At 70.4% G+C, this 24,211-nt stretch carries 23 protein-coding genes; 9 read left to right on the forward strand and 14 right to left on the reverse strand.

Annotation, left to right across the window (positions count from 1 at the left end; genetic code table 11):
- Window positions 1-155: 155 nt before the first annotated feature.
- The 3 genes from IEZ13_RS09465 to IEZ13_RS09475 all read left to right on the forward strand — a co-directional run bounded on the left by IEZ13_RS09465 (window position 156) and on the right by IEZ13_RS09475 (window position 5,428).
- Entirely contained in the window at window positions 156-2,411 is a 2,256-nt protein-coding gene (locus IEZ13_RS09465) for a beta-L-arabinofuranosidase domain-containing protein (protein WP_183220371.1), read from the forward strand.
- A gap of 166 nt (window positions 2,412-2,577) precedes the next feature.
- Window positions 2,578-3,960 (forward strand): glycoside hydrolase family 43 protein, encoded by a 1,383-nt coding sequence (locus tag IEZ13_RS09470; RefSeq protein ID WP_183220373.1) that lies wholly within the window; start codon window positions 2,578-2,580, stop codon window positions 3,958-3,960.
- Between the two features lie 1,021 nt (window positions 3,961-4,981).
- Window positions 4,982-5,428, forward strand: coding sequence for a GNAT family N-acetyltransferase (locus IEZ13_RS09475; protein WP_183220375.1), 447 nt, complete (start codon window positions 4,982-4,984; stop codon window positions 5,426-5,428).
- 186 nt (window positions 5,429-5,614) lie between these two features.
- Here the strand turns inward: IEZ13_RS09475 and IEZ13_RS09480 are convergent, their stop codons facing one another.
- The gene (locus tag IEZ13_RS09480) at window positions 5,615-5,803 is read right to left on the reverse strand and encodes a hypothetical protein (protein WP_183220378.1); all 189 of its coding nucleotides are present in this window, start codon (window positions 5,801-5,803) and stop codon (window positions 5,615-5,617) included.
- Between the two features lie 517 nt (window positions 5,804-6,320).
- Here IEZ13_RS09480 and IEZ13_RS09485 point away from each other — a divergent pair.
- Window positions 6,321-7,034 carry a VIT1/CCC1 transporter family protein gene (locus tag IEZ13_RS09485; RefSeq protein ID WP_183220379.1) on the forward strand — a complete coding sequence of 238 codons (714 nt, stop codon included), beginning with the start codon at window positions 6,321-6,323 and terminating at the stop codon, window positions 7,032-7,034.
- Here the strand turns inward: IEZ13_RS09485 and IEZ13_RS09490 are convergent.
- Together IEZ13_RS09490 and IEZ13_RS09495 are read right to left on the reverse strand one after the other, a co-directional pair.
- The gene (locus IEZ13_RS09490; protein ID WP_183220380.1) at window positions 6,995-7,546 is read right to left on the reverse strand and encodes an AAA family ATPase; all 552 of its coding nucleotides are present in this window, start codon (window positions 7,544-7,546) and stop codon (window positions 6,995-6,997) included. The two genes, IEZ13_RS09485 and IEZ13_RS09490, sit on opposite strands and share 40 nt — an antisense overlap.
- A gap of 164 nt (window positions 7,547-7,710) precedes the next feature.
- The gene (locus IEZ13_RS09495) at window positions 7,711-8,391 is read right to left on the reverse strand and encodes a hypothetical protein (protein WP_183220381.1); all 681 of its coding nucleotides are present in this window, start codon (window positions 8,389-8,391) and stop codon (window positions 7,711-7,713) included.
- 186 nt (window positions 8,392-8,577) lie between these two features.
- Between IEZ13_RS09495 and IEZ13_RS09500 the strand changes: the two genes are divergently transcribed.
- Both IEZ13_RS09500 and IEZ13_RS09505 read left to right on the forward strand, forming a co-directional pair.
- Window positions 8,578-8,805, forward strand: a complete 228-nt coding sequence (locus IEZ13_RS09500) for a hypothetical protein (protein ID WP_229794578.1) — start codon at window positions 8,578-8,580, stop codon at window positions 8,803-8,805.
- A gap of 137 nt (window positions 8,806-8,942) precedes the next feature.
- Entirely contained in the window at window positions 8,943-10,034 is a 1,092-nt protein-coding gene (locus tag IEZ13_RS09505) for a glycoside hydrolase family 19 protein (protein WP_183220382.1), read from the forward strand.
- Here IEZ13_RS09505 and IEZ13_RS09510 read toward each other — a convergent pair.
- The 5 genes from IEZ13_RS09510 to IEZ13_RS09530 form a co-directional block, all read right to left on the reverse strand.
- A complete protein-coding gene (locus IEZ13_RS09510) occupies window positions 10,025-10,180 on the reverse strand; it encodes a hypothetical protein (RefSeq protein ID WP_183220383.1) in 156 nt (51 codons plus the stop codon). The genes IEZ13_RS09505 and IEZ13_RS09510 overlap by 10 nt on opposite strands.
- Before the next feature lie 4 nt (window positions 10,181-10,184).
- A complete protein-coding gene (locus IEZ13_RS09515) occupies window positions 10,185-11,252 on the reverse strand; it encodes an alpha/beta hydrolase family protein (protein WP_183220384.1) in 1,068 nt (355 codons plus the stop codon).
- Window positions 11,253-11,344: 92 nt separating this feature from the next.
- The gene (locus IEZ13_RS09520) at window positions 11,345-11,872 is read right to left on the reverse strand and encodes a snapalysin family zinc-dependent metalloprotease (RefSeq protein WP_183220385.1); all 528 of its coding nucleotides are present in this window, start codon (window positions 11,870-11,872) and stop codon (window positions 11,345-11,347) included.
- A gap of 96 nt (window positions 11,873-11,968) precedes the next feature.
- The gene (locus IEZ13_RS09525; protein WP_183220386.1) at window positions 11,969-12,892 is read right to left on the reverse strand and encodes an AEC family transporter; all 924 of its coding nucleotides are present in this window, start codon (window positions 12,890-12,892) and stop codon (window positions 11,969-11,971) included.
- Window positions 12,893-12,899: 7 nt separating this feature from the next.
- Window positions 12,900-13,451, reverse strand: a complete 552-nt coding sequence (locus tag IEZ13_RS09530) for a hypothetical protein (protein WP_183220387.1) — start codon at window positions 13,449-13,451, stop codon at window positions 12,900-12,902.
- A gap of 166 nt (window positions 13,452-13,617) precedes the next feature.
- Here IEZ13_RS09530 and IEZ13_RS09535 point away from each other — a divergent pair, with 166 nt between their 5' ends.
- Both IEZ13_RS09535 and IEZ13_RS09540 read left to right on the forward strand, forming a co-directional pair.
- On the forward strand, window positions 13,618-13,950 hold the full coding sequence (locus tag IEZ13_RS09535; protein ID WP_183220388.1) for a hypothetical protein: 333 nt from the start codon (window positions 13,618-13,620) through the stop codon (window positions 13,948-13,950).
- A complete protein-coding gene (locus IEZ13_RS09540; protein ID WP_183220389.1) occupies window positions 13,947-14,354 on the forward strand; it encodes a hypothetical protein in 408 nt (135 codons plus the stop codon). The genes IEZ13_RS09535 and IEZ13_RS09540 overlap by 4 nt, the downstream gene beginning before the upstream one ends.
- Before the next feature lie 32 nt (window positions 14,355-14,386).
- On the opposite strand, the gene IEZ13_RS47840 is transcribed toward IEZ13_RS09540, so the two are convergent.
- The 5 genes from IEZ13_RS47840 to IEZ13_RS09565 all read right to left on the reverse strand — a co-directional run bounded on the left by IEZ13_RS47840 (window position 14,387) and on the right by IEZ13_RS09565 (window position 22,082).
- Window positions 14,387-14,752, reverse strand: a complete 366-nt coding sequence (locus IEZ13_RS47840; protein WP_183220390.1) for a PH domain-containing protein — start codon at window positions 14,750-14,752, stop codon at window positions 14,387-14,389.
- Between the two features lie 19 nt (window positions 14,753-14,771).
- Window positions 14,772-16,715 carry a hypothetical protein gene (locus tag IEZ13_RS09550; protein ID WP_203833743.1) on the reverse strand — a complete coding sequence of 648 codons (1,944 nt, stop codon included), beginning with the start codon at window positions 16,713-16,715 and terminating at the stop codon, window positions 14,772-14,774.
- Window positions 16,712-18,004, reverse strand: coding sequence for a tetratricopeptide repeat protein (locus tag IEZ13_RS09555; protein ID WP_183220391.1), 1,293 nt, complete (start codon window positions 18,002-18,004; stop codon window positions 16,712-16,714). The genes IEZ13_RS09550 and IEZ13_RS09555 overlap by 4 nt, the downstream gene beginning before the upstream one ends.
- Before the next feature lie 188 nt (window positions 18,005-18,192).
- Complete coding sequence (locus IEZ13_RS09560; protein ID WP_183220392.1) at window positions 18,193-19,848, reverse strand: DUF4331 domain-containing protein; 1,656 nt, start codon at window positions 19,846-19,848, stop codon at window positions 18,193-18,195.
- A gap of 1,202 nt (window positions 19,849-21,050) precedes the next feature.
- Window positions 21,051-22,082 (reverse strand): LacI family DNA-binding transcriptional regulator, encoded by a 1,032-nt coding sequence (locus IEZ13_RS09565; RefSeq protein ID WP_183220393.1) that lies wholly within the window; start codon window positions 22,080-22,082, stop codon window positions 21,051-21,053.
- A gap of 163 nt (window positions 22,083-22,245) precedes the next feature.
- Here IEZ13_RS09565 and IEZ13_RS09570 point away from each other — a divergent pair, with 163 nt between their 5' ends.
- On the forward strand, window positions 22,246-23,637 hold the full coding sequence (locus IEZ13_RS09570; protein ID WP_183220395.1) for a DUF1996 domain-containing protein: 1,392 nt from the start codon (window positions 22,246-22,248) through the stop codon (window positions 23,635-23,637).
- Window positions 23,638-23,659: 22 nt separating this feature from the next.
- Here IEZ13_RS09570 and IEZ13_RS09575 read toward each other — a convergent pair whose 3' ends face one another.
- Entirely contained in the window at window positions 23,660-24,151 is a 492-nt protein-coding gene (locus IEZ13_RS09575; protein ID WP_183220397.1) for a DUF305 domain-containing protein, read from the reverse strand.
- Between the last annotated feature and the right edge of the window lie 60 nt (window positions 24,152-24,211).

A 24,211-nucleotide genomic window follows, 5' to 3' on the forward strand; every position in this document is an offset into this window, starting at 1 on the left:
GACGTGATGGCATCAAAATGTTTCCAGATCGATAACCCTTGACACCATCATTGTTATCGATAACATCGGCCGGTAGCAAAGCCTCCCCTCCGTGTACCGCCGAAAGGCGCGTGCCGTCGTACCCGGAATCCGCCCCCAGATCGGAGTCCCTCCCGATGTCCCCGCTCCCCGTCACCCGCCGCAGCCTGCTGGGCGCCGCCCTCGGCGGCGCCGTCGTCGCCACGACCGGCTCCGGCCGCCCCGCCGCGGCCGCCGAACTGCCACCCGCCCGCGCCGACCTCGGCGTCTCCGCCTACCCGTTCCCCCTCGGGCAGGTGCGGCTCACCGCCGGCCGACTCATGGACAACCAGACGCGCACGCTCAACTACCTGCGGTTCATCGACGTCGACCGGCTGCTCTACGTCTTCCGCGCCAACCACGGCCAGTCCACCGGCGGCGCCGCGGCCAACGGCGGCTGGGACGCGCCGACCTTCCCGTTCCGGTCCCACGTGCAGGGCCACTTCCTGACCGCGTGGGCGCAGGCCTACGCGATCCTCGGGGACACCGTCTGCCGCGACAAGGCGAACTACATGGTCGCCGAGCTGGCGAAATGCCAGGCGGCCAGCGGCTACCTGTCCGGTTTCCCGGAGGCCGACATCACGGCGGTCGAGAACCGCACCCTGACCAACGGCAACGTGCCGTACTACTGCATCCACAAGACGATGGCCGGGCTGCTCGACGTGTGGCGGTACGTCGGCAACACCCAGGCGCGCGACGTGCTGCTCAAACTCGCCGGGTGGGTCGACACCCGTACCGCCGCTCTGTCGTCCTCTCGGATGCAGGCCATGCTCGGCACCGAGTTCGGCGGGATGAACGCCGTCCTCACCGACCTCTACCAGCAGACCGGCACCGCCCGCTGGCTGACCGTCGCCCAGCGGTTCGACCACGCATCCGTCTTCACCCCGCTCGCCGCCAACACCGACGCGCTCAACGGCCTGCACGCCAACACGCAGGTGCCCAAGTGGATCGGCGCGGCCCGCGAGTACAAGGCCACCGGCACCACCCGCTACCTGGACATCGCCCGCAACGCCTGGAACATCACGGTCGGCGGGCACACCTACGCCATCGGCGGCAACAGTCAGGCGGAGCACTTCCGTCCGGCCAACGCGATCGCCGCCTACCTGACCGACGACACGTGCGAGCACTGCAACTCGGTCAACATGCTCAGGCTGACCCGCGAGCTGTGGGTGACCGACCCGAACCGGGCCGCCTACTTCGACTTCTACGAGCAGGCGCTGCTCAACCACGTGCTCGGCGCACAGAACCCGGCGTCCAACTACGGCCACGTCACCTACTTCACGCCACTGCGGTCCGGCGGCCGCCGCGGTGTCGGCCCGGCCTGGGGCGGCGGCACCTGGTCCACCGACTACGGCACGTTCTGGTGCTGCCAGGGCACCGGCGTCGAGGTCAACACCCGGCTCATGGAGTCGATCTACTACTACAGCGGCACCACGCTGACCGTGAACCTCTACGCCCCATCGGTGCTCACCTGGTCGCAGCGCGGGATCACGGTTACCCAGGCCACCACCTTCCCGGCCGGCGACACCAGCACGCTCACCCTCTCCGGGACGATGAGCGGCTCCTGGAGCATCCGTGTCCGGATCCCGTCGTGGACCAGCGGCGCCGCCATCAGCGTCAACGGCGTCGCCCAGTCGGTCACCGTCACCCCCGGCAGCTACGCCACGATCACCCGCACCTGGGCGGCCGGCGACACGATCACGGTCCGGCTGCCGATGCGGATCGTGCTGCGGCCGGCGCCCGACAACCCGGACGTCCAGGCGATCACCTACGGGCCGGCCGTGCTGGCCGGAAACTACGGGGACACCGCTCTCAGCGCCCCGCCCGCGCTCACCGTCTCGTCGGTCACCCGGACCAGCGCCACCGCCAACGGGGCCGCCGTCAACCTGGTGCCGTTCTACGACGCACACGGCTTCAACTACAGCGTGTACTGGCTCACCGCGGCCAACTACAAGATCGTCAACAACGCCACCGGCCTGGTCCTCGGCGTCCAGGACATGTCGACCGCCAACGGCGGCCTCGCCGTCACCTGGGGTGACACCGGCACCCTCGACCACCGCTGGGTCCGGATCACCGACGGCACCGCGGTCCGCTTCCGCAACGTCAACAGCGGCAAGGTCCTCGGTGTCGAGAACATGTCGACCGCCGACAACGCGCGCGTCCTGCAATGGGACGACAACGGCACGGCCGACCACCGCTGGACCCTCGTCGACCAGGGCGGCGGCCTCTACAAGATCCGCAACGTGAACAGCGGCAAACTCCTCGCCGTCCTCAACGGCGGCACCGCGTGGGGCGTCCAGGTGGTCCAGGACCCCGACAACGGCAGCGCCGACAACCTCTGGCGCTTCGCTTAAAACCGATCATTTCGTACGGGCTACGAAGCGTCACCGTGGCGAGCGCATGGCCCGCCTGCCCCGGCGCGGCCGTCGGCCGCCGCCGGGCTGATCCGGTGACGTCACCCTCACCCCGAAAGGTTCACCGTTACCCGAAAGGTTCACCCTTACCCCGAAAGGTGAAACCGTGTCCCTGACCCGCCGCACCTTCACCCTGCTGCCCGTCCTGTCCGCGGCGGCGACCGCCACCGCGGTCGCCGCCGCCCCGACCGCGGCTCTCGCGGCCAACACCGCCTACGTGTTCGCCTACTTCACCGAGACCCCGAACATGTCCGGCGCGAACTACGGCCTGCACCTGGCGGTCAGCCAGGACGGCCTGAACTGGTCGCCGCTGAACCAGAACGCACCCGTCGTCACCCCGACCGCCGGCACCCTCGGCCTGCGGGACCCGTTCATCCTGCGCAAGCAGGACGGCACCTTCGTGATCCTGGCGACCGACCTCAACGGCACCGACTTCGGCCAGAACAACCAGTACCTACACGTCTGGGACTCGGTGAACCTGACCAGCTTCACCGGCTACCGGCGGATCCGCATGCACACGCTGGCCACCCACACCTGGGCGCCCACCGCGTTCTGGGACGCCGCCCGCGGCCAGTACGGCATCGTCTACTCGGCCAACAACGGCACCGACGTGTTCATGGTCAACTACACGTCCGACTTCCGAACCGTCTCGGCGAACCAGGTCTACTTCAGCCCCGGCTTCCCGGTCCTGGACGGTGACATCGTCGTCGACGGCTCCACCTTCTACCTCTACTACAAGAACCTCACCACCGGCCTGATCCATGGCGCCCGCTCCAGCACCGGCGCGGCCAACAGCTACACCACCTACACCAGCGGCCTGCGCCAGGGCAGCTCGATGGAGGCCCCGCTCCTGATCAAGAACAACGCGGGCACCGGCTGGTGGCTCTGGGGTGACTCGTTCAGCCCGGTCAACAACGACTACTACCTGTGGAGCAGCGGCAACGTCGGCGCCAACAGCTGGACCGTGGCGAACCAGCGCACCTTCACCCCGCCGCTGAACGCCAAACACGGCAGCATCGCCGGGATCACCGCCGCCGAGTACAGCGCCCTGGTCAGCCGCTGGGGCCTGCCCGCCTGGGTGCGGCTCAAGTCCTCCAACTTCCCCGACCGGTACGTACGCCACGCCAACAGCATCGGCCGCATCGACGCCTACCCGTTCGACCCGCACCAGGACCAGCTGTGGCGGATGGTGGCCGGACTGGCCGACAGCGCCGGGGTCTCGTTCGAGTCGGTCAACTATCCCGGGCGCTATCTGAGGCACAGCAACTACGCCATCCGCCTCGACCCCAACGACAACACCACCGCGTTCCGCGCCGACGCCACCTTCTACCGGGTGGCCGGGCTGGCGGATTCCGCGTGGTCGTCGTTCCGCTCCTACAACTTCCCGGACCGCTACCTGCGCCACTCCAACTACGTGCTGCGCATCGACCCCCTCAGCGCCTCCTCCAGCGCCACCGACCGCCAGGACGCCACCTTCCGCGTCTCCTGACCTTTCCCTCGTCCCCCTTCCCTGGCTCCCGCCCGTCTCCTCCTGGCCCTGCGCCCGTCGCCCTCCTTCGTCCCTGCCGCCTCGCCGTCCCTCGTGTCCCCTCCTTTGTCCGCCCTAGTTGATCTTGGACGTTCCAACACCGCTGGCGGTGGTCAATAGTCCAAGATCGGCGGGGTGATGCAGCCAGCCGAACAAGATCGACAGTGCATGGTCGGCCGGACGGTGGGCACACCCGGAGCCGGGCCGGGACTGTCCGGATAGCGGCTGATCTTGTCCAGCTGGTCGTCAGCTGTCTCGGCACCGTTGAGGCAGCCCTCAGCGCCGGCCGGTCGGTTCCGGCTGGTCGCGAGTGCTGTCTCGAGCGCTCCGAGATAGCACCCAGAGCCAGCCGGGACAAGATCGACTATGGGGCATAGCTACCCGAAACGGACAGGCCCGCCGGGTCCTGTGTCCCCTTCCGGTCGGCGGAAGTTGGGCGGTGCGTCCTTCCCCTGTCCAGATCTTGGACGTTCCCCCGCCGCTGCGGTGGCCAGTCGTTTGAAACTGGTGGGGGATGGGTGGTGTGGTCTCCCAGCTCCGATCTTGGGCGGTTTTGTACCGCGGGCGGTTGTCGGTCGTTCAAGGTCGGCCTGGGGTGGGCGGTGCGGCCTCGCCGTCCAGATCTTGGACACTTTACTGCCGTGAGTGGTGGCCGATCGTCCAAGGTCGACGGGGTGATGGGTGGTGCGGTCCTTCCCCCTCGGATCTTGGGCGTCCTCCCACCGCGAGCGGTGGTCAATCGCCCAAGGCCGGTGGGGTGATAGCTGTGCGGCCTTTCTTCTTCGGATCTTGGGCGTCCTCCTACTGCGCGGGCGGTGGTCAATCGCCCATGATCGTCCTGGGTGGCCGCGGTGGCCGCGGTGGCCGGGGTGGCCGCGGTGGCCGCGGTGGGTGCCGTGGGGTGTGGTGGCTGCGGTGGCTGCGGTGGGTGTGGGAGTGCGTGGGTGGGTGTGTGGGGAACGGAAGGGTGGGGCGGATCTTGATGCGACTGGCGCGGGTTGAGGAGGCTGGTGCTCTGAGCGAGCTCGCTCTCAGGTCGAAGGCGTATTGGGGGTACGACGAGCCGTTTCTGGAGGCATGCCGCGCCGAGCTGACGTTGTTGCCGGGGGAGGTGACCTCTCGCCGTACCTCGGTTGTGGAGATTGATGGCCGGATCGCCGGCTTCTATACGCTGGACGGCCAGCCGCCCGAGGGTGAACTGGGCAATCTCTGGATCGACCCGGAACACCTGCGGCGCGGCATCGGCCGGGGTCTGTGGCAGCACGCCATGGGGGTAGCGCGGGAACTCGGCTTCACGACGATCCTGATCGACGCGGAACCGCATGCCGAAGGCTTCTACCTCGAGATGGGCGCGACGACCGTGGGCACGACTCCGTCGACGTCCATCCCCGGCCGCGTACTGCCCCGGATGCGGTTCGACCTCAAGTGAGGTCCAACTCCCCGTGTCCGGCGCCGTCGATGAATGCGGTCCGCTCAGCAGCGTAGGTGTGGAGGTGGGGCGGCTTGCCGCGGGCCTTGGTGTCCGCACGGCGACGCTTTCCTCGGTGAGTATGCAGGCGCCGTTCGCACCACTTCGGCCGCTCTCCTTCCAGCGTGCGCCGGGTGCGCTCGTTCCTCAGCCGGGCCGAGCCGTCTGCTCAATCATCTGCGCGGTCAGGCCGCGGCGTCGAGGCGTTGGGAAGCAGGTGATCTCCGAATCGGTTTCTGCGAAGAGGACACCGCCGACGTTCTCCATGTATACGAGCGGCGGATCGGGATTCTGGAATTCGAGGACGTGGAACGAACCCGGCATCCGTTGGCGCACGGGATGACCCGAAGCGTGACTTTCGCCTCTGCGGCATCCTGACCAGGTGCGTTAGCTTCTCCTGGTGATTGACCGGATTCCCACCCGCCACCGGATTGCGGCCTCATCGAGACGCCGGTACCGGCGTATCCCGGCGCCCGGGGTTCTGATGACGCGGGGGAGCGGCGGGGCGCACCGGTGACCTGCGACTGCCTGGCAGAGGGCGTGTGATCCGGCGCGGGAGTGTCTGTCGGCGAGCACCCCGGGATCTGGTCCTGGCCAGAACGTTCGACTGTGGACCGGGCTGGAGTACGCGGTGGGGGCGCCGAGCGTGTCGGTCGAGCGGTTCCTGGGCTGGGGCCGCCGGGATTGGCGACGGCGCCGCCCGTACCAGATGATGTTGGTTTGAAGGGAGCGCCAAGATGGAGAGTCGGGTTTTCGGCCTCGCGTTCGTCGGAGATGGCAGGATCGACGCGCTGGAGGCCTTCCTGTTCGCCGCGGGAATTCGCCCGGTCGAGCCGGCCGCGTCCTGAAACCCATGACCATGGACCCGCATCCGGGCGAGCCGCACGACGCCGCCCTCGCTGGCCGGCTCAACTGGCTTCGCGCCGGTGTGCTCGGCGCCAACGACGGCATCGTGTCGACCGCAGGTCTGGTGGTCGGTGTGGCGGGAGCGACCACCTCCACCGGGGCGATCGCCACCGCCGGTGTCGCCGGGCTGGTGGCCGGCGCCGTCTCGATGGCGCTGGGGGAGTACGTCTCGGTCAGCAGCCAGCGGGACACCGAGAAGGCGCTGCTGGAGAAGGAACGCGGCGAGCTGGCCGAGTTCCCGGAGCAGGAGTTCGAGGAACTGGTCGCGCTCTACGAGGCCAAAGGGCTCAGGGAGGCGACCGCCCGGCAGGTGGCCCGGGAACTGACCGACCGGGACGCGTTCGCCGCGCACGCCGACGTCGAGTTGCGCCTGGATCCGGACGAGCTGACCAACCCGTGGCAGGCCGCCGTCGCGTCGGCCGTCGCGTTCACGACCGGCTCGCTGCTGCCGCTCGCGGCGATCCTGCTGCCGCCGCCGGGCGCCCGGATCGTGGTCGCGTTCGTGGTGGTGCTCGCCGCGCTCGCCGGCACCGGCTACCTGAGCGCACGGCTCGGCGGCGCCCGGCCGCGGCGGGCGGTGCTGCGGCTGGTGCTGGGCGGCGCGGCGGGAATGGCGGTCACCTACGGTATCGGGACACTGGTCGGCGCCGGGACCGGATGAGTCACGGCGTCGGCGATCCACCGGGCGACCTCGGCCGGCGTCCGGTGCGTGGTGTCGACGACCTCGGCTTCGGCGTGCAGCCAGGTGCGGGCCGCCTCGGCGTACGGCTCGAGGTATTGGAGCCGGAACGGTGACGGAATCGGGGAGGCCGCCGCGATCCGGCCGCGAAGAGTGTCCTGGTCGGCGTGCAGGACGAAGTGCCGCACTTCGATGGCGTGTGCGGCGAGGCCCGCGCTGATCTCCCGCCAGTACGGCTCGACCAGGACGGTCATCGGCATCACCAGGGTACCGCCGGTGTAGTCGAGCACCCGCCGGGCCGTCTCGACGACGAGTTGCCGCCACGGCGGCCAGTGCTGGAAGTTGCCGGTCTCCGGCAGCCCCGGCGTGATGTCCATCAGCGTCTCGCCGACCTTCTCGGCGTCGAGCACCCGTGAATCCGGGATGAGCGCCCGCACGAGCGCACTGGTCGTCGTCTTACCGGCCCCGTGGGTCCCATTGATCCAAACGATCATGTGGCCCGATGCTAGCGCCCCTCCGCATCCGGCCTCCCCGGGCGCAACTCGCCGGCATTGGTCCGGGATCTCATGCCGCGCTCCGGACCGGGCGACCGGGGCTTGAGATCCGGCAGCGGTATGCCCGCCCCCGGACGCGATGCCCCGGTCTCCGGTAACCACGTTCAGAAGACCACCCGGTCCCGCCCGTTGTAGTACGTGACCTGGAGTTCCACGGCCGGCGCCGGCTCGTCGTGCCGCAGGTCGAGGCACAGTTCGTACGGGTTGAGCCAGCCGGTCCGGCGGCAGCCGACCCGCGGGGCCAGCGCGGCCTCGTCCGCCGCGCCGAGGTCGGTGACCGTGAACCGGCGGTAGCAGGAATTCACGCCGCACCCGGTCTCCTCGCGGAGCACGGTCATCGTGGCCGGAAGCGGAATCGCGTCGCGCGGCGGCACCGGCGGATCGCCGACGACCGGTGTCGCGACGATGGCGGCGAATCCGATCGTCGTGATGGCCGCGCCGGCCATCCAGCGCCCGGTCAACGGCTTTCGCACCCGCGCGCCGACCGCGACGACGAGAGCGGCCCCGATCAGGTGCCAGCGCAGACCGTCGTCGACGGTCGGCGGGGTGCTCCAGGTGCCGAACGTGACGGTCCACAGCGACCACGCGGCGACCCAGACGGCCAGCCCGGCGCCGACCCGCCAGGCGTACGGCCGGGACCGGCCCAGCAGCGCCCAGGCGACCGGGAACACCAGCACGAGAGGCACGAGCCCGGCGACCTCGGCCGGTTCCAGCATCTCGTCCGCGATCGGATCCCCCGGCTGGACGACCGGCCACACCGGCGCCGTGGCGAGGAGCGCACCCACCACTTGCAGCGGCCGCGACCATCGGCGCCCCGGTAGCCGAACCACCAATTCACGCCAGCGGCCGATCCACGCACCCGGATGCGGAAAACGCCGTCCGGTGAGATACCCGAGCAAACCCACTACCACCAGCATCAGTACGTCCACGCGCCTTCGACGCCGTACCGAACGGGATGGTTGCCTGCTGACATGTCCGGCGGGGAGGTGCACGCCTGGACGCCGGGGGCGAACCAGACGCTGTGCGGGCCGGCCCTGAGCCGGACCCGGCTGAGGCGGTTCCCGCATGTGCGGTTCGACTTCCGGGCCACCGACGTGGTCACCGCCGAGGACGAGGTCCGCTACATCTGCCCGCGCTGTGTGGCCGCGACCAGCCGGCGCGGCGAGCGGGCCTGGACGCGTACCGCGCCCCGACCCTGAGCCGTTTCCCGCCCCACCGAAACAAATCCTGAACTTTCTTAACAGATATCTTGACCGGGGGTCCTGCATCTAGTTAAGTCGATGTACCCGATATCCCCCTCGCACCAGTACATCCATTGATGTACGGAAGGTGAACCATGCCCAGAAAACGGCTCCTGTCGATCCTGGCGGCGGTCAGCGTGGCCGTGGCCGGCGCCGCCGCAGCGATCCTGCCAATGACCGCGTCGAGTGCGGCCGAGGCGTGCGTGGCTGCGTACAGCAACTCGGCCGTCTACACCGGCGGGATGCGGGCGTCCCACAACGGTCGCAACTGGACCGCCAAGTGGTGGACCCAGGGCGAGACCCCCAGCACCGGCGGCTCCGGGGTGTGGGCCGACAACGGCGCCTGCGGTGGCGGCGGCACCACCCCGACCACCGGCACCTGCAACCACCCGAACTGGGTGGCCGGCCAGTTCTATGCGGCCGGGTCGATCGTCCGCTACACCAACGGGCAGTACTACCAGGCGTCGCACGACAACCCCGGCTACGACCCGGTCATCAGCACCTGGTACTGGTCGCCGTACACCTGCTCCGGTGGCGGAACCACCCCGCCGCCCGGCGGCGGGTCCGGAAGCTTCCCGGTCAGTGAGGCCCAGTTCAACCAGATGTTCCCGAGCCGGATCGCGTTCTACTCGTACGCCGGCCTGATCGACGCCGTCAAGAAGTACCCGGCGTTCACCACCACCGGCAGCGACACCGTCAAGAAGCAGGAGGCCGCGGCCTTCCTCGCCAACATCAACCACGAGTCCGGCGGCCTGGTCTACGTCGAGGAGATCAACCAGGCGAACTGGCCGCTCTACTGCGACCGCAGCCAGCCGTACGGGTGCCCGGCCGGGCAAAATGCCTACCACGGCCGTGGCCCGATCCAGCTGAGCTGGAACTTCAACTACAAGGCGGCCGGTGACGCGCTCGGCATCGACCTGCTGAACAACCCGGACCGGGTCAAGAACGAGTCGTCGGTCGCCTACCAGACGGCCGTCTGGTACTGGATGACCCAGCGCGGTCCGGGCACCATGACCCCGCACGACGCCATGGTCAACAGCCGGGGCTTCGGGGAGACGATCCGCAGCATCAACGGGTCGCTCGAGTGCAACGGCGGCAATCCGGCGCAGGTGCAGAGCCGGGTGGACGCCTACCAGCGGTTCAGCGCGATCCTGGGCGTGAGCCCGGGGGCCAACCTCTACTGCTGACAGTACCGGGAGCGGCAGCCCCGGCGCGGCGAGCGCCAGGGCTGCCGCCTGCGGGTGTCGCTGCGCGCCTCCAGCGCCGGCTCGGTGGCCTGCTCGAGGTTCACCAGGTAGTTCGCGGGGGTGCCGCCGGTCCGGCGGCACCCCACCTGATCAGGGCAGATGGTTGATCTCCGGGTAGCGTGGCGACGGCCGGTCCAGCAGCCGCCCGTCGCGGTGCCGCAGATGCCGGTCGAAGAACGCCCGCACGTACGCCCGCTGGACGGCCACCGACCGCTCGCCGTCGATGGCGCCGATCATCGGCTCGGTCTGCTCGGCCGGCAGTCCCGCCTGGTGCAGCAGCACCTGGAAGTCGCTGAACGACAGGTGCGCCGAGCCCTCCAGCTCCAGCCAGTAACGGGCGCCGCGCAGCCGGTCCCACATCCGGACCCAGGTTTCGTCCTGCTCGTCGCCGTGCGTGTCCGAGCCCAACATCAGGAACGGCCGGTCCAGGCCGGTCTCCTCGACCGGGCCCAGGAAGGTGCCGTCCAGATTGATGCCGGCCCGCACCCGCCGGTCGGCCGCCATCGTCTGGGCCGTGGCCGCACCGCCCATGGAGTGGCCGAACATGCCGACCCGGGACAGGTCCATCGCCTTCGCCAGCGGCAGACCGCGCAGTTCATCCAGCACGAAACGGGTGTCCGCCACCCGTACACCCAGAATCTTGTCGAGGAGAGCCCTCTCCTCCTCGGGTGAGGCCGGCGGCGGGATCGCCGCCTCGGCGAGCCGGCCGTCCGGGAACTCGACGAGGTTCGCGTCGTGCGTGTGGTCGATCGTGACCACCACGTAGCCGTGGCTGACGAGGTCCTCGACCAGCGCGGTCCCGGCGGTGCGCTCCATCCCGAGGCCGGGCGAGTAGAGGATCACCGGATGCCAGCCCCGGGCGGGCGGCGCGCCGACGTATCCGTGGGTGACCGGAAGCGCGTACCCGCTGTCCGGCGGGTTGATCCGGGCCGCCACACCGGGGGAGACCCAGTCGGCGCGCCGGTGACCCCGGACCGACCGGGCCGGGTACCAGATCTGCGCCATCAGTTCACGGGCCGGTTCGCCTGCCACCCACGGATCGGGCCGGGACCGGTCGACCAGGTGCACCGAGACGGTGCCGATCAGGGCCGCGCCGGTGGGCGGCGGCAGTGCCATCGGAGTGACGGCGAGGACGGCGGCCAGCAGGGTTTTCAGCATGCACCGAGTGTTCGGCGCGGCGGAGAACCGCTGCAGTCACCGTCCTCACCGGATTTCCGTGCATTCCTCACATCGGAACGGTGAGAAATTCGCTACGACCAGATGAAGGTTCCGGCCGGCACGCTCGCCGTGGTCGCGAAGTTGCGGTTCACGGTGCTGGCCTCAGTGGCGCTCGGGTACGCGTTGGTGCAGCTCACCGGCGCGCTGCTGCCGGACATCAGGTCGGTGCACAGACCGGTGCGCCGGTCCGGCAGCCCGAGCAGGTGCCCGAACTCGTGAGCGGCGATCCGCGGCTGGTAGTAGCCCTGGTTGACCGCCTGCCGGCCCATGTACCAGCGGCCGTTGCCCAGGGACGTGGTCTGTGCGCGCGGCCAGCCGTTGTCGGCGTACACCCGGATGTTGGGGGTTGATCCGGCCGGGACCGGCAGCAGGCGCACGTTCGTCACCCGGCTGTTCCAGATCTGGGCGCCCTGATCGACGACGGACTTGAACTCCTGGGCCTGGCTCGCGTCGTAGTAGAGGGTTCGCGGCGCGGCGGCGGCGGGCGCGGCGGTGACCGCCTGGAAACCGCCGATGGCGAGGACCGCGACCAGGGCCGCGGCTATTCTGCGGAGCAGCATGGCTACCTCCGGGGATGGGGAACGGGACCCCTCCTTTCTATCGACGATCATCCATGAGTGCGGCATACCGGTTCGGCCCTCTGCGCCGAATGATGTCTAAACCAGGAAGACCGCCGCCAGGACCATGACCAGCGCCGACACCAGCGTGGACAGCATCACCACGTCCCGCGCCAGCGACTCGGCCGTCCGGTAACGCAACGCGAACACGAACACGTTCTGCGCGGTCGGCAGCGCCGCCGTGATCACCGCGGCGAAAACCTGGTGGTCCGGCAGATCAAGGACAAGACGCCCGATGAGGTACGCCAGAAGCGGCTGCACCACCACCTTCAACGTCACCGCGAGATACCGCTCCGGCGCATCCGGGCCGCCGCGCAACGGTCGCGCTCCCGGCAACGACATCCCGAACGCCAGCAGCGCGGCAGGCACCGCCGCCGCCCCGACCAGCTCGAACGGCTCCAGCAGCAGATCCGGCGGATGCCAGCCGGTCGCCGCCACCAGGATCCCGGCGGCCGACGCGATCATCAACGGGTTCCGGACCGGGAGCAGCGCCAGCCGGGCCGCCGACGGGCGCCCCTGCCCACTGGCCAGATCCAGCACGGCCAGCGCGATCGGGCCGAAAATCAAGAGCTGAAAGAGCAGCACCGGTACGACCAGCGACACGTCACCGAGCACATAGGCCGCGATCGCCAGGCCCATGTTGCCGGCGTTCACATACGACGCGCCGAGCGTGCCGATCGTGACGGTCCGCGCGTCCCGCCTCCAGACCAGCCGGGCGACCAGCGCGTACAGGACCGCCACCACGATCGTCGACGCCACGAACGCCAGTGACGCCCCGGTCACGATCCGGTCCAGCGAGGTACGGCTCAGTGTCGTGAACAGCAGCGCCGGACCCGCCACCGAGAACACCAGCTGTCCCAGCACCCGTGGCGCGTGCTCACCCAGGAGCCGGCGTCTGGCCAGCACGTAGCCGAGCGCCGCGAGCGCCCAGATCGTGGTGAAACCGCTCAGCACCCCCGCCATCGGTGTGTCAGGGCAGGAACTGCTCCTCGAACCGCACGACCGTCCCGTCCTCGACCGTCAGCCAGAACGGCAGCACCGCGATGTGCGGCGGGGTGACGTCGAGCCCCTCGTTCTGCTTCTTCAGGAAGGCCGCCAGGTCCTTGCAGGGGACCGTCGTCATGTCGACGCCACCGAGCGTCTCGAGCGCCTCGCAGTCGGCGTCCGCGGCGACCGGCAGCGTCCGCAGCTTCGGGTTCTCATTGACGATGATGTAGTCGTTGGGCGGCCCGTCCGGGTTCTCCGGATGCTCCTTCTTCCAGAGCGCCTTGGCCTTGTCACCGGTCAGGAACTCGATCAGGTCGAAGGTCACCGTTCCGGCGGCCACCTTGGTGAGGTAGACCGGGTGCCGGCCGTCCTCCAGAACCACCGGAGCCGTCGTCGCCGTCGTTGTTGCCGCCGTAGTCGCCGCCGGTTCCGAGGCGGCGACGGTGGTCACGGCGGTCGCGGTCGGCGCCGGCTCCGCCTTGTCACATCCGGCCATCGCGAGCGCGAGCAGGGCCGCCACGCAGACGCGTCTCATCACTGTTCCCCCAGGTCGCCGATCGCTTGCGGACATCATGACGGATCCCTGCCAGTCCCCGGGCGCGCGGGTACCACGCCAGGCACGTACAGCTCGGACCGGTCCTCGGGCGCGCGGGTACTACTCTCCCGGCCGGACATATCGACTGTGCTGATCGGGGAGACAGATGAGGGAGGCGTCGTACCGGACCACCGCGCTGGTCGGGCTCGGCTGGCTGGTCACGGTGGTGACCGCGGTGATCGCCGGTGCGGTGCAGTCGGCGGGCGAGCAGACGTGCGACGACGCGACCTCCTGGTGCCTCACCCCTGGCGAGGCCGCCGTCCTCGGCCTGGCTCTGGCCAGCCCGGTCCTCCTCGCGATGATCCTCATCGTGTTGGTGCTGGCCGGTCCGTTCGCCCGGCGGCTGCCTTCGGCGCCGCTGGCGGGCACCCTCACCGCGGTGGTCGCGGTCCCGGTGGCGGGCGCGCTGGGCGGTCTGGTCCTGGTGGTCGCCCGATGAGACGTACGACCCTCGGCGCGCTCTTCTTCGGCTGGCTCTACGGCGTGCCGTTCCTGCTGATAGTCGGCCTGATCCGCCGGTACACCCTGCCCACCTTCGCCACCCGCGCCGAAGCCGAACACTTCGCGACCGTCACCGACCGCTACCTGGGCACCGCGCTGGGGCTCAATGTGGCCGTACCCGTGCTGGGTCTGCTCGTGGCGGTCATGCTCCGCGACCGCTACTGGCGCACCCACTTCCTCGGCGCCCTGGCCGGAATGCTGCTGTTCCTGGCCGCCTACGGCATAGCCGCGACCCAGTCCGCGGCCCCGCTGATCGGCACCGTCCCGCCCGCCCTCGAACCCGTCCCCGAGGTGACCGTCTGCATCCCGACGAGCGGCGGCCGAACCTGCCCCGGCGGCTGAGACGCCTTTCCTGCTGTCGGGAGCGGGGGCCGCTACGCCTCGACCGCTGAGGACCGGCGGGTTATCGGCGACGTTTCCCCGCTGCCAGGCGGTACGCATCGCTCGATGGCCGTCGTGGACGAAACTCGGCGCGTCCTGGGCCGGGTCGTCGTGCACGCTCGCGAACGGCAGCCCGAACCGTCCGATACGCGACACCCCCACGCCCAGCGCGGCACCCCACCGGCCCGGACCCGGACGATCCACCCGCCGCTGGAGACGATGTCGATGTCCTCCACGTCGAGCCAGTGGAAGCGGAGCGTCCGCAGCGGATTCACCAGTGCGATGTGGTCCTCGTGCAGCACTACCCGCACCATCGCGAGCCGCAGCAGAAATGCCCCGAGCAGCGCGAACCCCGCCATCACCGTGACGGGTGGGATCTCATGCCGCTGCTCGGAGGCCGATGCCCAGGCCGACGATGACGACCAGGGCGGCGGTGGCGGTCGGGGCGGTTGCGGAGAGGCCGGCGCTCAGCCGGGACATGCGGTTGCTCAGGTGGGCGGCTCGGCCGCCCTTGGCGATCAGATGGGAGAGGCGGTTCTGGGCTACCACCAGCAGAAGGCCGATCGCGGTCAGGGTGGCGGCCATGCCGAGGCCGTAGGCGATGACCAGCGCAACGCCCAGGCCGGCGCGGCCGAGGCCGATCGCGCCGAGCAAGACCACCAGGGCTGAAGGGCTGGGCACCAGGCCTCCGGCGAGGCCGATTCCGGCGAGGCCCAGCCAGCGTCGCGTACGTCGAGGTGCCCGAGCGCGCTGCTCGCCCGTCTCAGCCTGTCCACGCTGCTCGGCCTGTCCGCTCTGTCCGCTTTGCTCGGCGTGCTCGGCGTGCTCGGCGTGCTCGGCGTGCTCGGCGTGCTCGGCGTGCTCGGCCTGCTCGGCCTGCTCGGTCTGCTCGGTCTGCTTGCGCTGCTCGATCTGCTTCGGCTGCCCGGCCTTCCCGAACTGACCGATCTGCTTGGCCTGCTCGGTCTGCTTTGCCTGCCCGTCATAGGAGTGAGGGGCGTGTGGGTGATCATGCCCGTTCGGATCAACGTCGTCGTGGTACTGGGCGTGCCCGTGATCGTCGAGGTCGTGGTGGTGGGTAGTGGAGTGCGGGCCGTGGGAGTGGGTGTGTCCGGGCCGGCCGGAGGTGTGGGAGTGCGCGCCGTGAGTGTGAGTGTGGCTGTGGCCGGGCCAACCGTGAGAGTGGGTTCCTGAGCTGCGGGAACGCAGGGCGGAGATCAGCATCGTCGCGCCTACCGCTACGACCAGGAGGCCGCTCACGATGCCGAGGAGGCTCAGTGCCCGTTCGCCGGCCAGGGCGGTCGAGGTGCTGAGGAGGAGGCCGAGCGCGAGGACCGTACCGGTGTGGGTGAAAGTGACCGTGCCGCCGACCACGAGTGCGTCGCGGACGCGGCCCTGACGGCCCGCGAAGTAGGCGGCCATGATCGTTTTGCCGTGGCCGGGCAGGACCGCGTGGCCGGCGCCGAGCAGCAGCGCCAGCAGGAAGGCGAGGCCGACCACCAGCGGGGTGAGCTGTCCGCCGACGGCCGTCTCGACCCGGGTCTGTGCGGCGGCCAGCCAGCGCGGGCCGCCAGTGAGGTCCGGAGCGTCGCCGGTCACGGCCGCTGAGCCGGTCGCACCGCCGCTGGTCGCACCGCCGCTGGTCGCACCGCCGCTGGTCGCACCGCCGCTGGTCGCACCGCCTCCGCTGGTCGCGCTGCCGTGGCTGATCGCGCCGCCGATCCCGATCGTGGCGGAGCGGACATCAGGCGGTGAGGCGAGCAGGTCGGCGGGATAGGTGCGCAACTCGTCGGTGACGCTTTCGGCCGGCAGGGCGGAGTCGGAGAGGGCGATCCCGGCGCCGTTGGCGGTGATCTCCCGCCATCCGACCCGATCCGAACGATAGTCGTTGTCGATCTGGACGGTGGTGGCGCCGGACAGCCGGGCGGGGGCACTCAAAGCGCAATCGAGGCGGCTGATGGACAGGCCGCCGGAACCGGGCTGCACCTCGTACCGGGGATCGGCGACGGTCCATGCCAGGCGCTCGCCGCCCGCTGACACCGCGAGGCCCGCGGCCAGGCGCTGACACTCCGCGGCCGCGTGGGCGGTCCGCTCGGCGGGCGACAGGACACCGTCGCCGTCCACGTCCACCAGTGGTTTCTCCTGGAGGGTCGGGATCTCGGCGACGTCCACCGCGGCGGTCACGTCGATGCGGCCGGGGTACAGGGTGAGGCCCGCGTACTGGTTGACCGAGAAACTGTCGACCGGGTGCGCCTGGGCCGGCTGTGCGGGCCAGAGGAGAAGCCCGGCGATCACCGCGATCATGCCGAGACGGGTTCTCATCGGGGGCCTCCGGAGGCGGGCAGGCCGGCCAGGGCGCGGCGGGCGGCGGGGACGTCGATGGGGGAGAAGTGCGGGTTGGTGGAAAGAGCGCTTTCCAATTCGGTACGCGCGGCGCCGTGCTGCCCGAGTCCGAGATGGATCATGCCCAGGTGGTAGGAGTAGACGGCCGGCCGTGCCCCGCCGGCGACGGCGCGCTGGGCGTAGGGCAGGGCCTCGGCGTTGCGGCCGGTGGCGTGCAGCGCCCAGGCCAGGGTGTCGGCCACGTCGGGGTGCTGCCGTACCGCCCATTCGGCGCGCGCGGCGGTCACCGCGTCGGCCGGGCGGCCCTGGGCCAGGGCGAGTTCGGCGGTGGCCAGCCGGTCGGTGCCGCCGTTCGCGGTGAACAGCCGGTCCGCCGCCGCGGCCAGATCCAGTTGGGTGCCCGCCTCCGCGTCACGGTCGGCGGCCTTCAGTAGCAGGGCGTACTCCACCATGGAGGACATCGACGGCGGCAGGCCGGGATATCCGGTGAGGTCGCCGCGGGCGGCCGCGATCCGGGCCATGCCGTGCCGGGCGGTTCCGGTGGCGGGAGCGGCGGAGAGCGCGATCCCGTACTCGGTTTCGGCGGTGGCCAGATCTCCGCGGCCGAACGCCAGATCGCCGAGCTGGGCGCGGCAGAACGCCACGTCGTGCGGATCGACGGCGTTGTCCAGAGCCTGTCGCATCAGGCTCTCCGCCTCGCTCACCCGGCCGTGCAACTCCAGGTCGTAGGAGGCGCGGGCGTACGCGGACAGGCCCGGCCGCAGGTCGAGCATCCGCTGGACGGCGCGGGTGGCGCCGTCCGCGTCGCCGAGCTGGGTGAGCGCGTCGGCGAGCACCCCGTACGCCTCGGCGTCGTGATCGTTGACGGTCAGCGCCTTCTCGGCGTGGCCCCGGGCGGCCGGGAAGTCGTGCCGCGCGTTGGCAAGCGCGCCGAGCACCACCAGCGCGTCACTGTTGCCGTCGGCCCGCAGCGCGAGTGACCGGCGGGCGGCCTGCTCGGCCTTCGGGTAGTACGCGGGATCGGCGGTCACCCGCGCCCGCTCCAGGTAGGCCGCGCCGAGCGCCGCCCAGGTCGGCCAGTCACCCGGCACGTCACGGAGCTGCTGCTGGGTCCGGGCGATGCGCTGGACGAGCACGTCGGCCGGCTGCCGGGCGGCGATCGGTACGGCCGGGGTGGTGGAACGCGGCCAGGTCAGCAGGGCCGCGACGCCGAGCAGGGCGGCCGCGAGCGCTGCGGCGAGGCCGAGGCGGACGAGCGTACGTCGCATGATCTCTCCAGAGGGAGCCGGGCCGGAGGTCGATCCGACCCGGATGGCGGTGGAAACGCTGGTGGGAAACCGATCCGGGAAAGGGAGCCGGGCCGGGTGGGCCGACTCGGAAAGCGGTGGACACGCTGACCGGAAACGGACCCGGGAAGCGGTTACGGGGCCGGGCGTCGCCCGCCCGGCCCCGCCGGTCAGAGCGAGAGCGTCTGATCAGGATCAGCGGAGGTGCGCTGCCTGCGCCGCCGCCAGAGGAAGAAGAGCAGACCACCCGCGACGACGAGGACGCCGAGCCCGGAGGCACCGGCCGCGTACGACACCGGGACGGTGGCCGGCGCGGGCTGAGCGGTGTCCGAGGTGAGCGCGCCGGTGAGGCTGTTCGGTGTGGCGCTGCTGCCGGGCCGTGCCGCGGGCCGCTGTCCGCCGGCGCTGTTGACGGACACCCCGTTGGGCAGGGCCACGTACGGAAACTCGCCCGTGAAATCCTGATCGTTGGCGTCCACCGCGTCCCCCGCCGCGAGCGCGTCGACCAGTTTGCCGGTCTGCGCCGCACCCACCAGGGCCTGGAGTTCGATGTCGACGACGTCGTCGGTGAGCCGCCGCCCGTTCGGGAAGCCCTGGAGGTCGCCGGCGAGTACGCCGAGCCGGTTCGGCTGGCCCGCGACCGGCACCGTCAGGTTGAGGCGCAGTTGTTCGGACGGGGTGAACCGGGACGCCTTCACGTCGGCGTTGTTGAGCTGCGAGTTCAAATCGGCCTTGATCGGGCCACCGGCCTTCGTGGTGATGCCGGTCAGGAAGATCTCGCTGAGGTCGTTGCGCGGGGTGGCCGGCGCCGGGATCTTGTAGATCGCCTCGATCAGTTTCGGCACCTCCGGGTTGAGGACCCGGTTCACCAGCGCGGGGATCTGGGCGTCGCGGTCCGGCCGGGTGGCGTTGAAGGTGTCCTTCAGCCCGGCCGGTACGACCACCTCGTTGACCAGCGGATTCCCCAGCCGGGACACCTGCACGCGGTCGCCGGACGAGCCGCCGCCGGCGATCCGGACCCGGTTGCGTTCGGTGGTGGTCCAGACACCGACGACCGGGTTGCGGGTGGCGTCGCCGCCCAGTGCCACGTCCTCGAACGGCACCTGGAGGGCGATCGTGTTCACGTTGTAGCCGGCCAGGGTGTCCTGCCCGGTCTCCGACAGGTCCCCGCCGTACAGGAGATCGAAGACCTGAAGGTCCAGGAAGAACGGGTCGTCGGCCTGCCCGGCGAAGATCTTCCACCCGCCGGGCAGGGTCTGGGTGGCCTGCTGGCGCAGCGTCGCGTAGTCCGGCATGGACGCCGCGCCGACCCGCGACGGCGCGACCGGGGCGTCCTGCACCCTGGTCTTGAACGACTCGCCGTCGAATTTCGACTCCAGCGAGTACGTCTGCCGGAACAGCAGGTTCTCGTCGTCGAGCGAGGTGACCGGGCCGTTGTTGTAGAGGAAGGTGCTGTTGCCGCGCTTGTCGACGTTCCGGAACTTCCAGCGGAACTCGGCGTCCGGTTTCGCGTCACCGTCGTTGTCAATCTTGATGTGGTACGTGGCGTCGGTGGCGAACGGGTAGAAGTTGGGGCCGCCGTTGGGCTCCTCGAACGGCTGCCAGTTGGCGATGAACGTGACATAGCCGGGGCGTTCGGGGCTGACGAAGGCGTACAGGTCGGTGTTGTCGACCGCCGGGTCGGCCGCGATCAGCGGCGCCTCGCGGTGGCTGGACGCGGTGGCGGTGGACGGCCCGAGACCGTAGAGCGACCCGGTGAGCAGCACGCCGAGGCCGAGCGCGGCCACGGTACGCCGTCGCCCGCTCCGGGGTGGGTTGGCCCTCATGGTGGTTCCTTCCGTGCCGAGGATGGTGTTCTCGGCCCGGATTCGTGGCGCCACCCGGCCACGGATGGGCGTCTGTGAACTTCCCGACGCCCACCCATCCGGCCGGGTGGCGGCTCCGAATCAGCCTCCGGTGCCGGTGCAGTCGATCTTCACGACGTTGCTGCCGGGCGGGAGCGGCTTTCCCGGGCGGACGGTCGCGGGTCCTGACCGTGACGGGAAACAGCCCCAACCTTTGTGGTCGAGGTCCGCGTTTCGCTTCCAGCTTCTTTTCCGGTACGCGTTTCCTCGTTCCGTTCCTATCAGGACCGTCTCGCCCGCTCGGCCCCTCTCGCTGCCCGCTCCCGCCTTTGCCGCCCCCGCCGGGCGTAGATCGGTGGGATACCCCCGCATGTGCTGCCGCTCGCCCCGGGTGGGTGGTTGCGGTGGTACTTGCCCGGCCTCCGGAAGTTGCTCCTGGCCGTCACCCCGCTCGCTCCGGGTGGGGTGGTTACGGGGTTGTGCTTGCCAGGCATCCGGGGGTTGCTCCTGGCCGTCACGCCGGTTGCGCCGGGTGGGTGGTCGCGAGGCACCCGGGGTGCTGCTCCCGACCGTCACGCCGATCGGGCCGGGCGTGTGGTAGCGCTTTGTGCCGGTCGCGCCACGGGCGCCTGCCGAAGTCACTCACCGTGACCGTGATGGTGAGGGCGTGAAGGCGTGTGGTACATCAGTTCTGGTCCGCCACCTCGATCCTCCACACGAGCCGGTGAACGGGGTCCCTCGCTCACGCGGAGTTCCGGCCGTCCCGGCTTACGGGGGTGAACGCACACGAATGCCGCCACGTGGGCGGCCGCCGCGTCTATATGCCATGTCGGCGACCACGACACCGCCTTCGTGTGCGCCCACCCTGGTGTAGGTGCGACACCCGCACCGAGCGGCCGAGCGCGGGCAACCCCGGTGCCCGGAACCACAACCGCGACCACCCGCCCGGCGTGACCGAAGCCGGGGTGGCGATCCGGCCGTGACCGGCGGCAAATGAGCAAGTGGCGGTCGGGCTCGGCCTGCCCGGGCACCGATCTACGCCCGGCGGGGGCGGCAAAGGCGGGAGCGGGCAGCGAGATCGCGCCGACCGGACGGGACGGCCCTGACAAGGCGGGGGCGAGGACACGCGTACCGCAAAAGGAGCGACACGCGGACCTCGACCAGGAATGATCTCTACCGCCCGGTCAGGTCGTCTCGCGGACCACCAGGGTGGGTTCGTAGATCACCGAGGTGACCCGGACGCCCGGGTCGTCGACGCGGGCCAGCAGGAGGCGGGCGGCCTCGGCGGCCATGTCCTCCAGCGGAAGGCGGACCGTGGTGAGGGCGGGCCGGGCCGCGACGGCCGCGCTGCTGTCGTCGAAACCGACGACGGCGACGTCCTGGGGCACGCGGAGGCCGGCGTCGCGCAGCACCAGCAGGGCGCCGAGGGCCATCAGGTCGTTGGCCACGAAGATCGCGTCCAGCCCGGGATGGGCGGCCAGCAGGGCGCGCATGGCCTGTTCGCCGCTCTCCTGGGTGAAGTTGCCGGACTCCAGCGGCACCCAGGGGTGGCCGTGGCGGGCCATGGCGCGGCGGAAACCGGAGATCCGGTCGACGCTGGCCGGCACGTCGGCGGGGCCGGAGATGATGGCGGGCCGGCGGCGGTCGTGGGCGGCGAGGCGGGCGGCGGCCAGCGCGGCGCCGGCCTCGTTGTCCAGGTCGACGTAGCTGATCGGGACGGGCTGGGCGGGTCGCCCGATCAGGACGGCCGGGATCGCCGCCTCGGCGAGCAGCGCGGGCAGCGGGTCGCGGGCCGGCAGGGAGAGGACCACGGCGCCGTCGGCCTGGCCGTTGCGCAGGTCGCCGATCAGGCGGCGGTGGCCGTCGGCGCCGACCATCTGGAGGGCCAGTTGGATGCCGGCCGGGCGCAGCACGCTCATCAGGCCGCCGACGACGCGCCCGAAGTAGGGGTCGGAGAAGAACCGGCTCATGAACGGGTCGTCGTCGTGGGTCTCGGAGTCGGAGACGACCAGGGCCACGGTGCCGGTGCGCCGGGTGACCAGCGATCTGGCCAGCCGGTTCGGCACGTAACCGGTCTGGTCGACGGCGCTCCACACCTGCTCGTGCAGCAGTGGGTCGACATTGCGGATGCCGTTGATGACACGGGACACGGTGGCGCGCGAGACACCGGCCACCCGGGCCACGTCCTCGAGCGTGGGCAGCCGCTGGCTTTGCATGCCCGAAGTTATAGCACAGGGAGAGCGCTTTCCGAGTCTCTGTCCACAGGGGCGTGGGAGCAGGTTCCGGAACCCCAAATCATTGACGTACGTGAGCCGGGAGCCCACGCTTGGAAAGCGCTCTCCAAGTCTCCGACAGTCCTCAACCCCCGTGGAGACAACCGTGCGACAACGAATCCTGGCGCCACTGGGCGCCGCCCTGCTCACCGCCGGCCTGCTGGTGGTGGCCGGTAACCAGTCCGCGCACGCCGCGGACACCCTGCTCTCCCAGGGTCGCCCCGCCCTGGCCTCGTCGGTGGAGAACGGCGAGTCCGCCGCCATCGCCGCCGTCGACGGCCGCACCGACACCCGCTGGGGCAGCCAGTGGGCCGACCCGCAGTGGCTGCGCGTCGACCTCGGCGCCACCGCCACGATCACCCAGGTCGTGTTGCAGTGGGAGACCGCGTACGCCAGGGCGTACCAGATCCAGACCTCACCGGACGGCAACGCCTGGACCACGATCAAGTCGGTGAGCAACGGCGCCGGCGGCACCGAGACCCACGCGGTCAGCGGCTCCGGCCGGTACGTGCGGATGTACGGCACCCAGCGCGGCACCGGCTACGGCTACTCACTGTTCGAGTTCAAGGTCTACGGCACGTCGACGGTCACCCCGCCGCCGACCGACGGACCGGGGTACGTCTACGCGAATCCGCCGGTCACCGGTGTGGTCCCGTCCACCGAGACCCCGCCCGCCACGAATCCGCCGGTGACCCACCGTGAGTTCCAGGCGAACTGCTCGGTGAGCCGCACCAACCTCAACGACGACCCGATCATCTTCCCCAACCTGCCGGGCGCGTCGCACTCGCACACGTTCATGGGCAACCGGACCACGAACGCGGGCTCGACTCTGGCGTCGTTGCAGGCCGGCGGCACGTCCTGCGTCACGCCGGGGGACAAGACCGGCTACTGGATGCCGACGCTCTACAACGGTGACCAGGCGGTGCAGCCGGACGGCCCGCAGGTCATCTACTACAAGAGCGGCGTCATCGACTACCGCAGTGTCCGGCCGTTCCCGCCGGGGCTGCGCTACGTGGTGGGCAGCCCGACCGCCACGCAGGACGAGTTCCGCAACGCGCCCGGTGCGGTCGAGGGCTTCGAGTGCGGCAACAGCGCCTTCAACTGGGACATCCCGGCGAACTGCCCGGCCGGCACCCAGCTGAACGTCCGCTACCAGGCGCCGAGCTGTTGGAACGGCCTCCACCTGGACTCGCCGGACCACAAGAGCCACATGGCGTACCCCGTCAACGGGGTCTGCCCGGTCTCGCACCCGGTGGCCGTCCCGATGATCGAGTTCAAGATGGCCTGGCCGGTCAGCGGGAACATGGCAGGCGTGCGGTTCGCCAGCGGGCGCGGGTTCTCGTTCCACTACGACGTCTACAACGTCTGGGAGCCGCCGATCCTGGCGGCGCTGGTGCGGCACTGCATCAACGGCGGCCTGCAGTGCAACCCGCGCGGCTTCGACCAGTACAAACCGGAGCGGGGCGCCGCCCTCAACGAGAACTATCAGCTTCCCTGATAACAGTTTTTAACTGAAATTCTCAGAGCGCGGAAAGGGTGGTCCGCCGGGTTTCGGAAATGCGTGCGGCGAGGGCTGTCGTGCGCGGTTCGAGCCCGGCGGCCTGCTCGCTTTCGGCCAGTTTCCGGCTCTGTTCCAGGTGTGCGCGCAGGCATGAGCGCAGCAGTTCGTCGAACCTCTCGCCGCGCAGCGCGGTGGCCGAGGCGACGGTCGACGGCTCCACCATGCCGGGCATCGGCATGCCCTTGTGCGGGTTCTCCGCGGGCAGCCCGGCCTCGGCGTGCAGCTGCCGCAGTACGGACAACTCCGCCTCGGTGAATGCTCTGACCTGCTCAGACACGCTGTGAAGCGCGGACTCGCGGGGGACCAGGCCGAGCAGCGGGAGCAGCTGTTCGTCCATCGCGATGTTGATCTCGATCCAGGAGCGGTCGGTGCCGCCGAAGGCCGCCGTCGAGACCACCGGGGCGGGTGGAACGGGAGCGGGGGACTCGCCGCAGCCGGCCAGCGTGAACACGGCGGCAGCGACGCATGCGAGAGAGCGGGGATTAGCGAACACTCGCGCAGTCTCCGGTTC

This window comes from Actinoplanes campanulatus, from assembly GCF_014647795.1.
GTDB lineage: Bacteria > Actinomycetota > Actinomycetes > Mycobacteriales > Micromonosporaceae > Actinoplanes > Actinoplanes campanulatus.

Excerpts from the sequence above, each read along its gene's own strand:
- IEZ13_RS09490 (WP_183220380.1), bottom strand. The coding sequence starts at position 7,546 with ATGATCGTTTGGATCAATGGGACCCACGGGGCCGGTAAGACGACGACC.
- IEZ13_RS09560 (WP_183220392.1), bottom strand. The coding sequence starts at position 19,848 with ATGAGGGCCAACCCACCCCGGAGCGGGCGACGGCGTACCGTGGCCGCG.
- IEZ13_RS09485 (WP_183220379.1), top strand. The coding sequence starts at position 6,321 with ATGACCATGGACCCGCATCCGGGCGAGCCGCACGACGCCGCCCTCGCT.
- IEZ13_RS09565 (WP_183220393.1), bottom strand. The coding sequence starts at position 22,082 with ATGCAAAGCCAGCGGCTGCCCACGCTCGAGGACGTGGCCCGGGTGGCC.
- IEZ13_RS09530 (WP_183220387.1), bottom strand. The coding sequence starts at position 13,451 with ATGAGACGCGTCTGCGTGGCGGCCCTGCTCGCGCTCGCGATGGCCGGA.
- IEZ13_RS09500 (WP_229794578.1), top strand. The coding sequence starts at position 8,578 with ATGTCCGGCGGGGAGGTGCACGCCTGGACGCCGGGGGCGAACCAGACG.
- IEZ13_RS09535 (WP_183220388.1), top strand. The coding sequence starts at position 13,618 with ATGAGGGAGGCGTCGTACCGGACCACCGCGCTGGTCGGGCTCGGCTGG.
- IEZ13_RS09505 (WP_183220382.1), top strand. The coding sequence starts at position 8,943 with ATGCCCAGAAAACGGCTCCTGTCGATCCTGGCGGCGGTCAGCGTGGCC.
- IEZ13_RS09550 (WP_203833743.1), bottom strand. The coding sequence starts at position 16,715 with ATGAGAACCCGTCTCGGCATGATCGCGGTGATCGCCGGGCTTCTCCTC.
- IEZ13_RS09525 (WP_183220386.1), bottom strand. The coding sequence starts at position 12,892 with ATGGCGGGGGTGCTGAGCGGTTTCACCACGATCTGGGCGCTCGCGGCG.
- IEZ13_RS09520 (WP_183220385.1), bottom strand. The coding sequence starts at position 11,872 with ATGCTGCTCCGCAGAATAGCCGCGGCCCTGGTCGCGGTCCTCGCCATC.
- IEZ13_RS09555 (WP_183220391.1), bottom strand. The coding sequence starts at position 18,004 with ATGCGACGTACGCTCGTCCGCCTCGGCCTCGCCGCAGCGCTCGCGGCC.
- IEZ13_RS09465 (WP_183220371.1), top strand. The coding sequence starts at position 156 with ATGTCCCCGCTCCCCGTCACCCGCCGCAGCCTGCTGGGCGCCGCCCTC.
- IEZ13_RS47840 (WP_183220390.1), bottom strand. The coding sequence starts at position 14,752 with ATGGCGGGGTTCGCGCTGCTCGGGGCATTTCTGCTGCGGCTCGCGATG.
- IEZ13_RS09540 (WP_183220389.1), top strand. The coding sequence starts at position 13,947 with ATGAGACGTACGACCCTCGGCGCGCTCTTCTTCGGCTGGCTCTACGGC.
- IEZ13_RS09475 (WP_183220375.1), top strand. The coding sequence starts at position 4,982 with ATGCGACTGGCGCGGGTTGAGGAGGCTGGTGCTCTGAGCGAGCTCGCT.
- IEZ13_RS09515 (WP_183220384.1), bottom strand. The coding sequence starts at position 11,252 with ATGCTGAAAACCCTGCTGGCCGCCGTCCTCGCCGTCACTCCGATGGCA.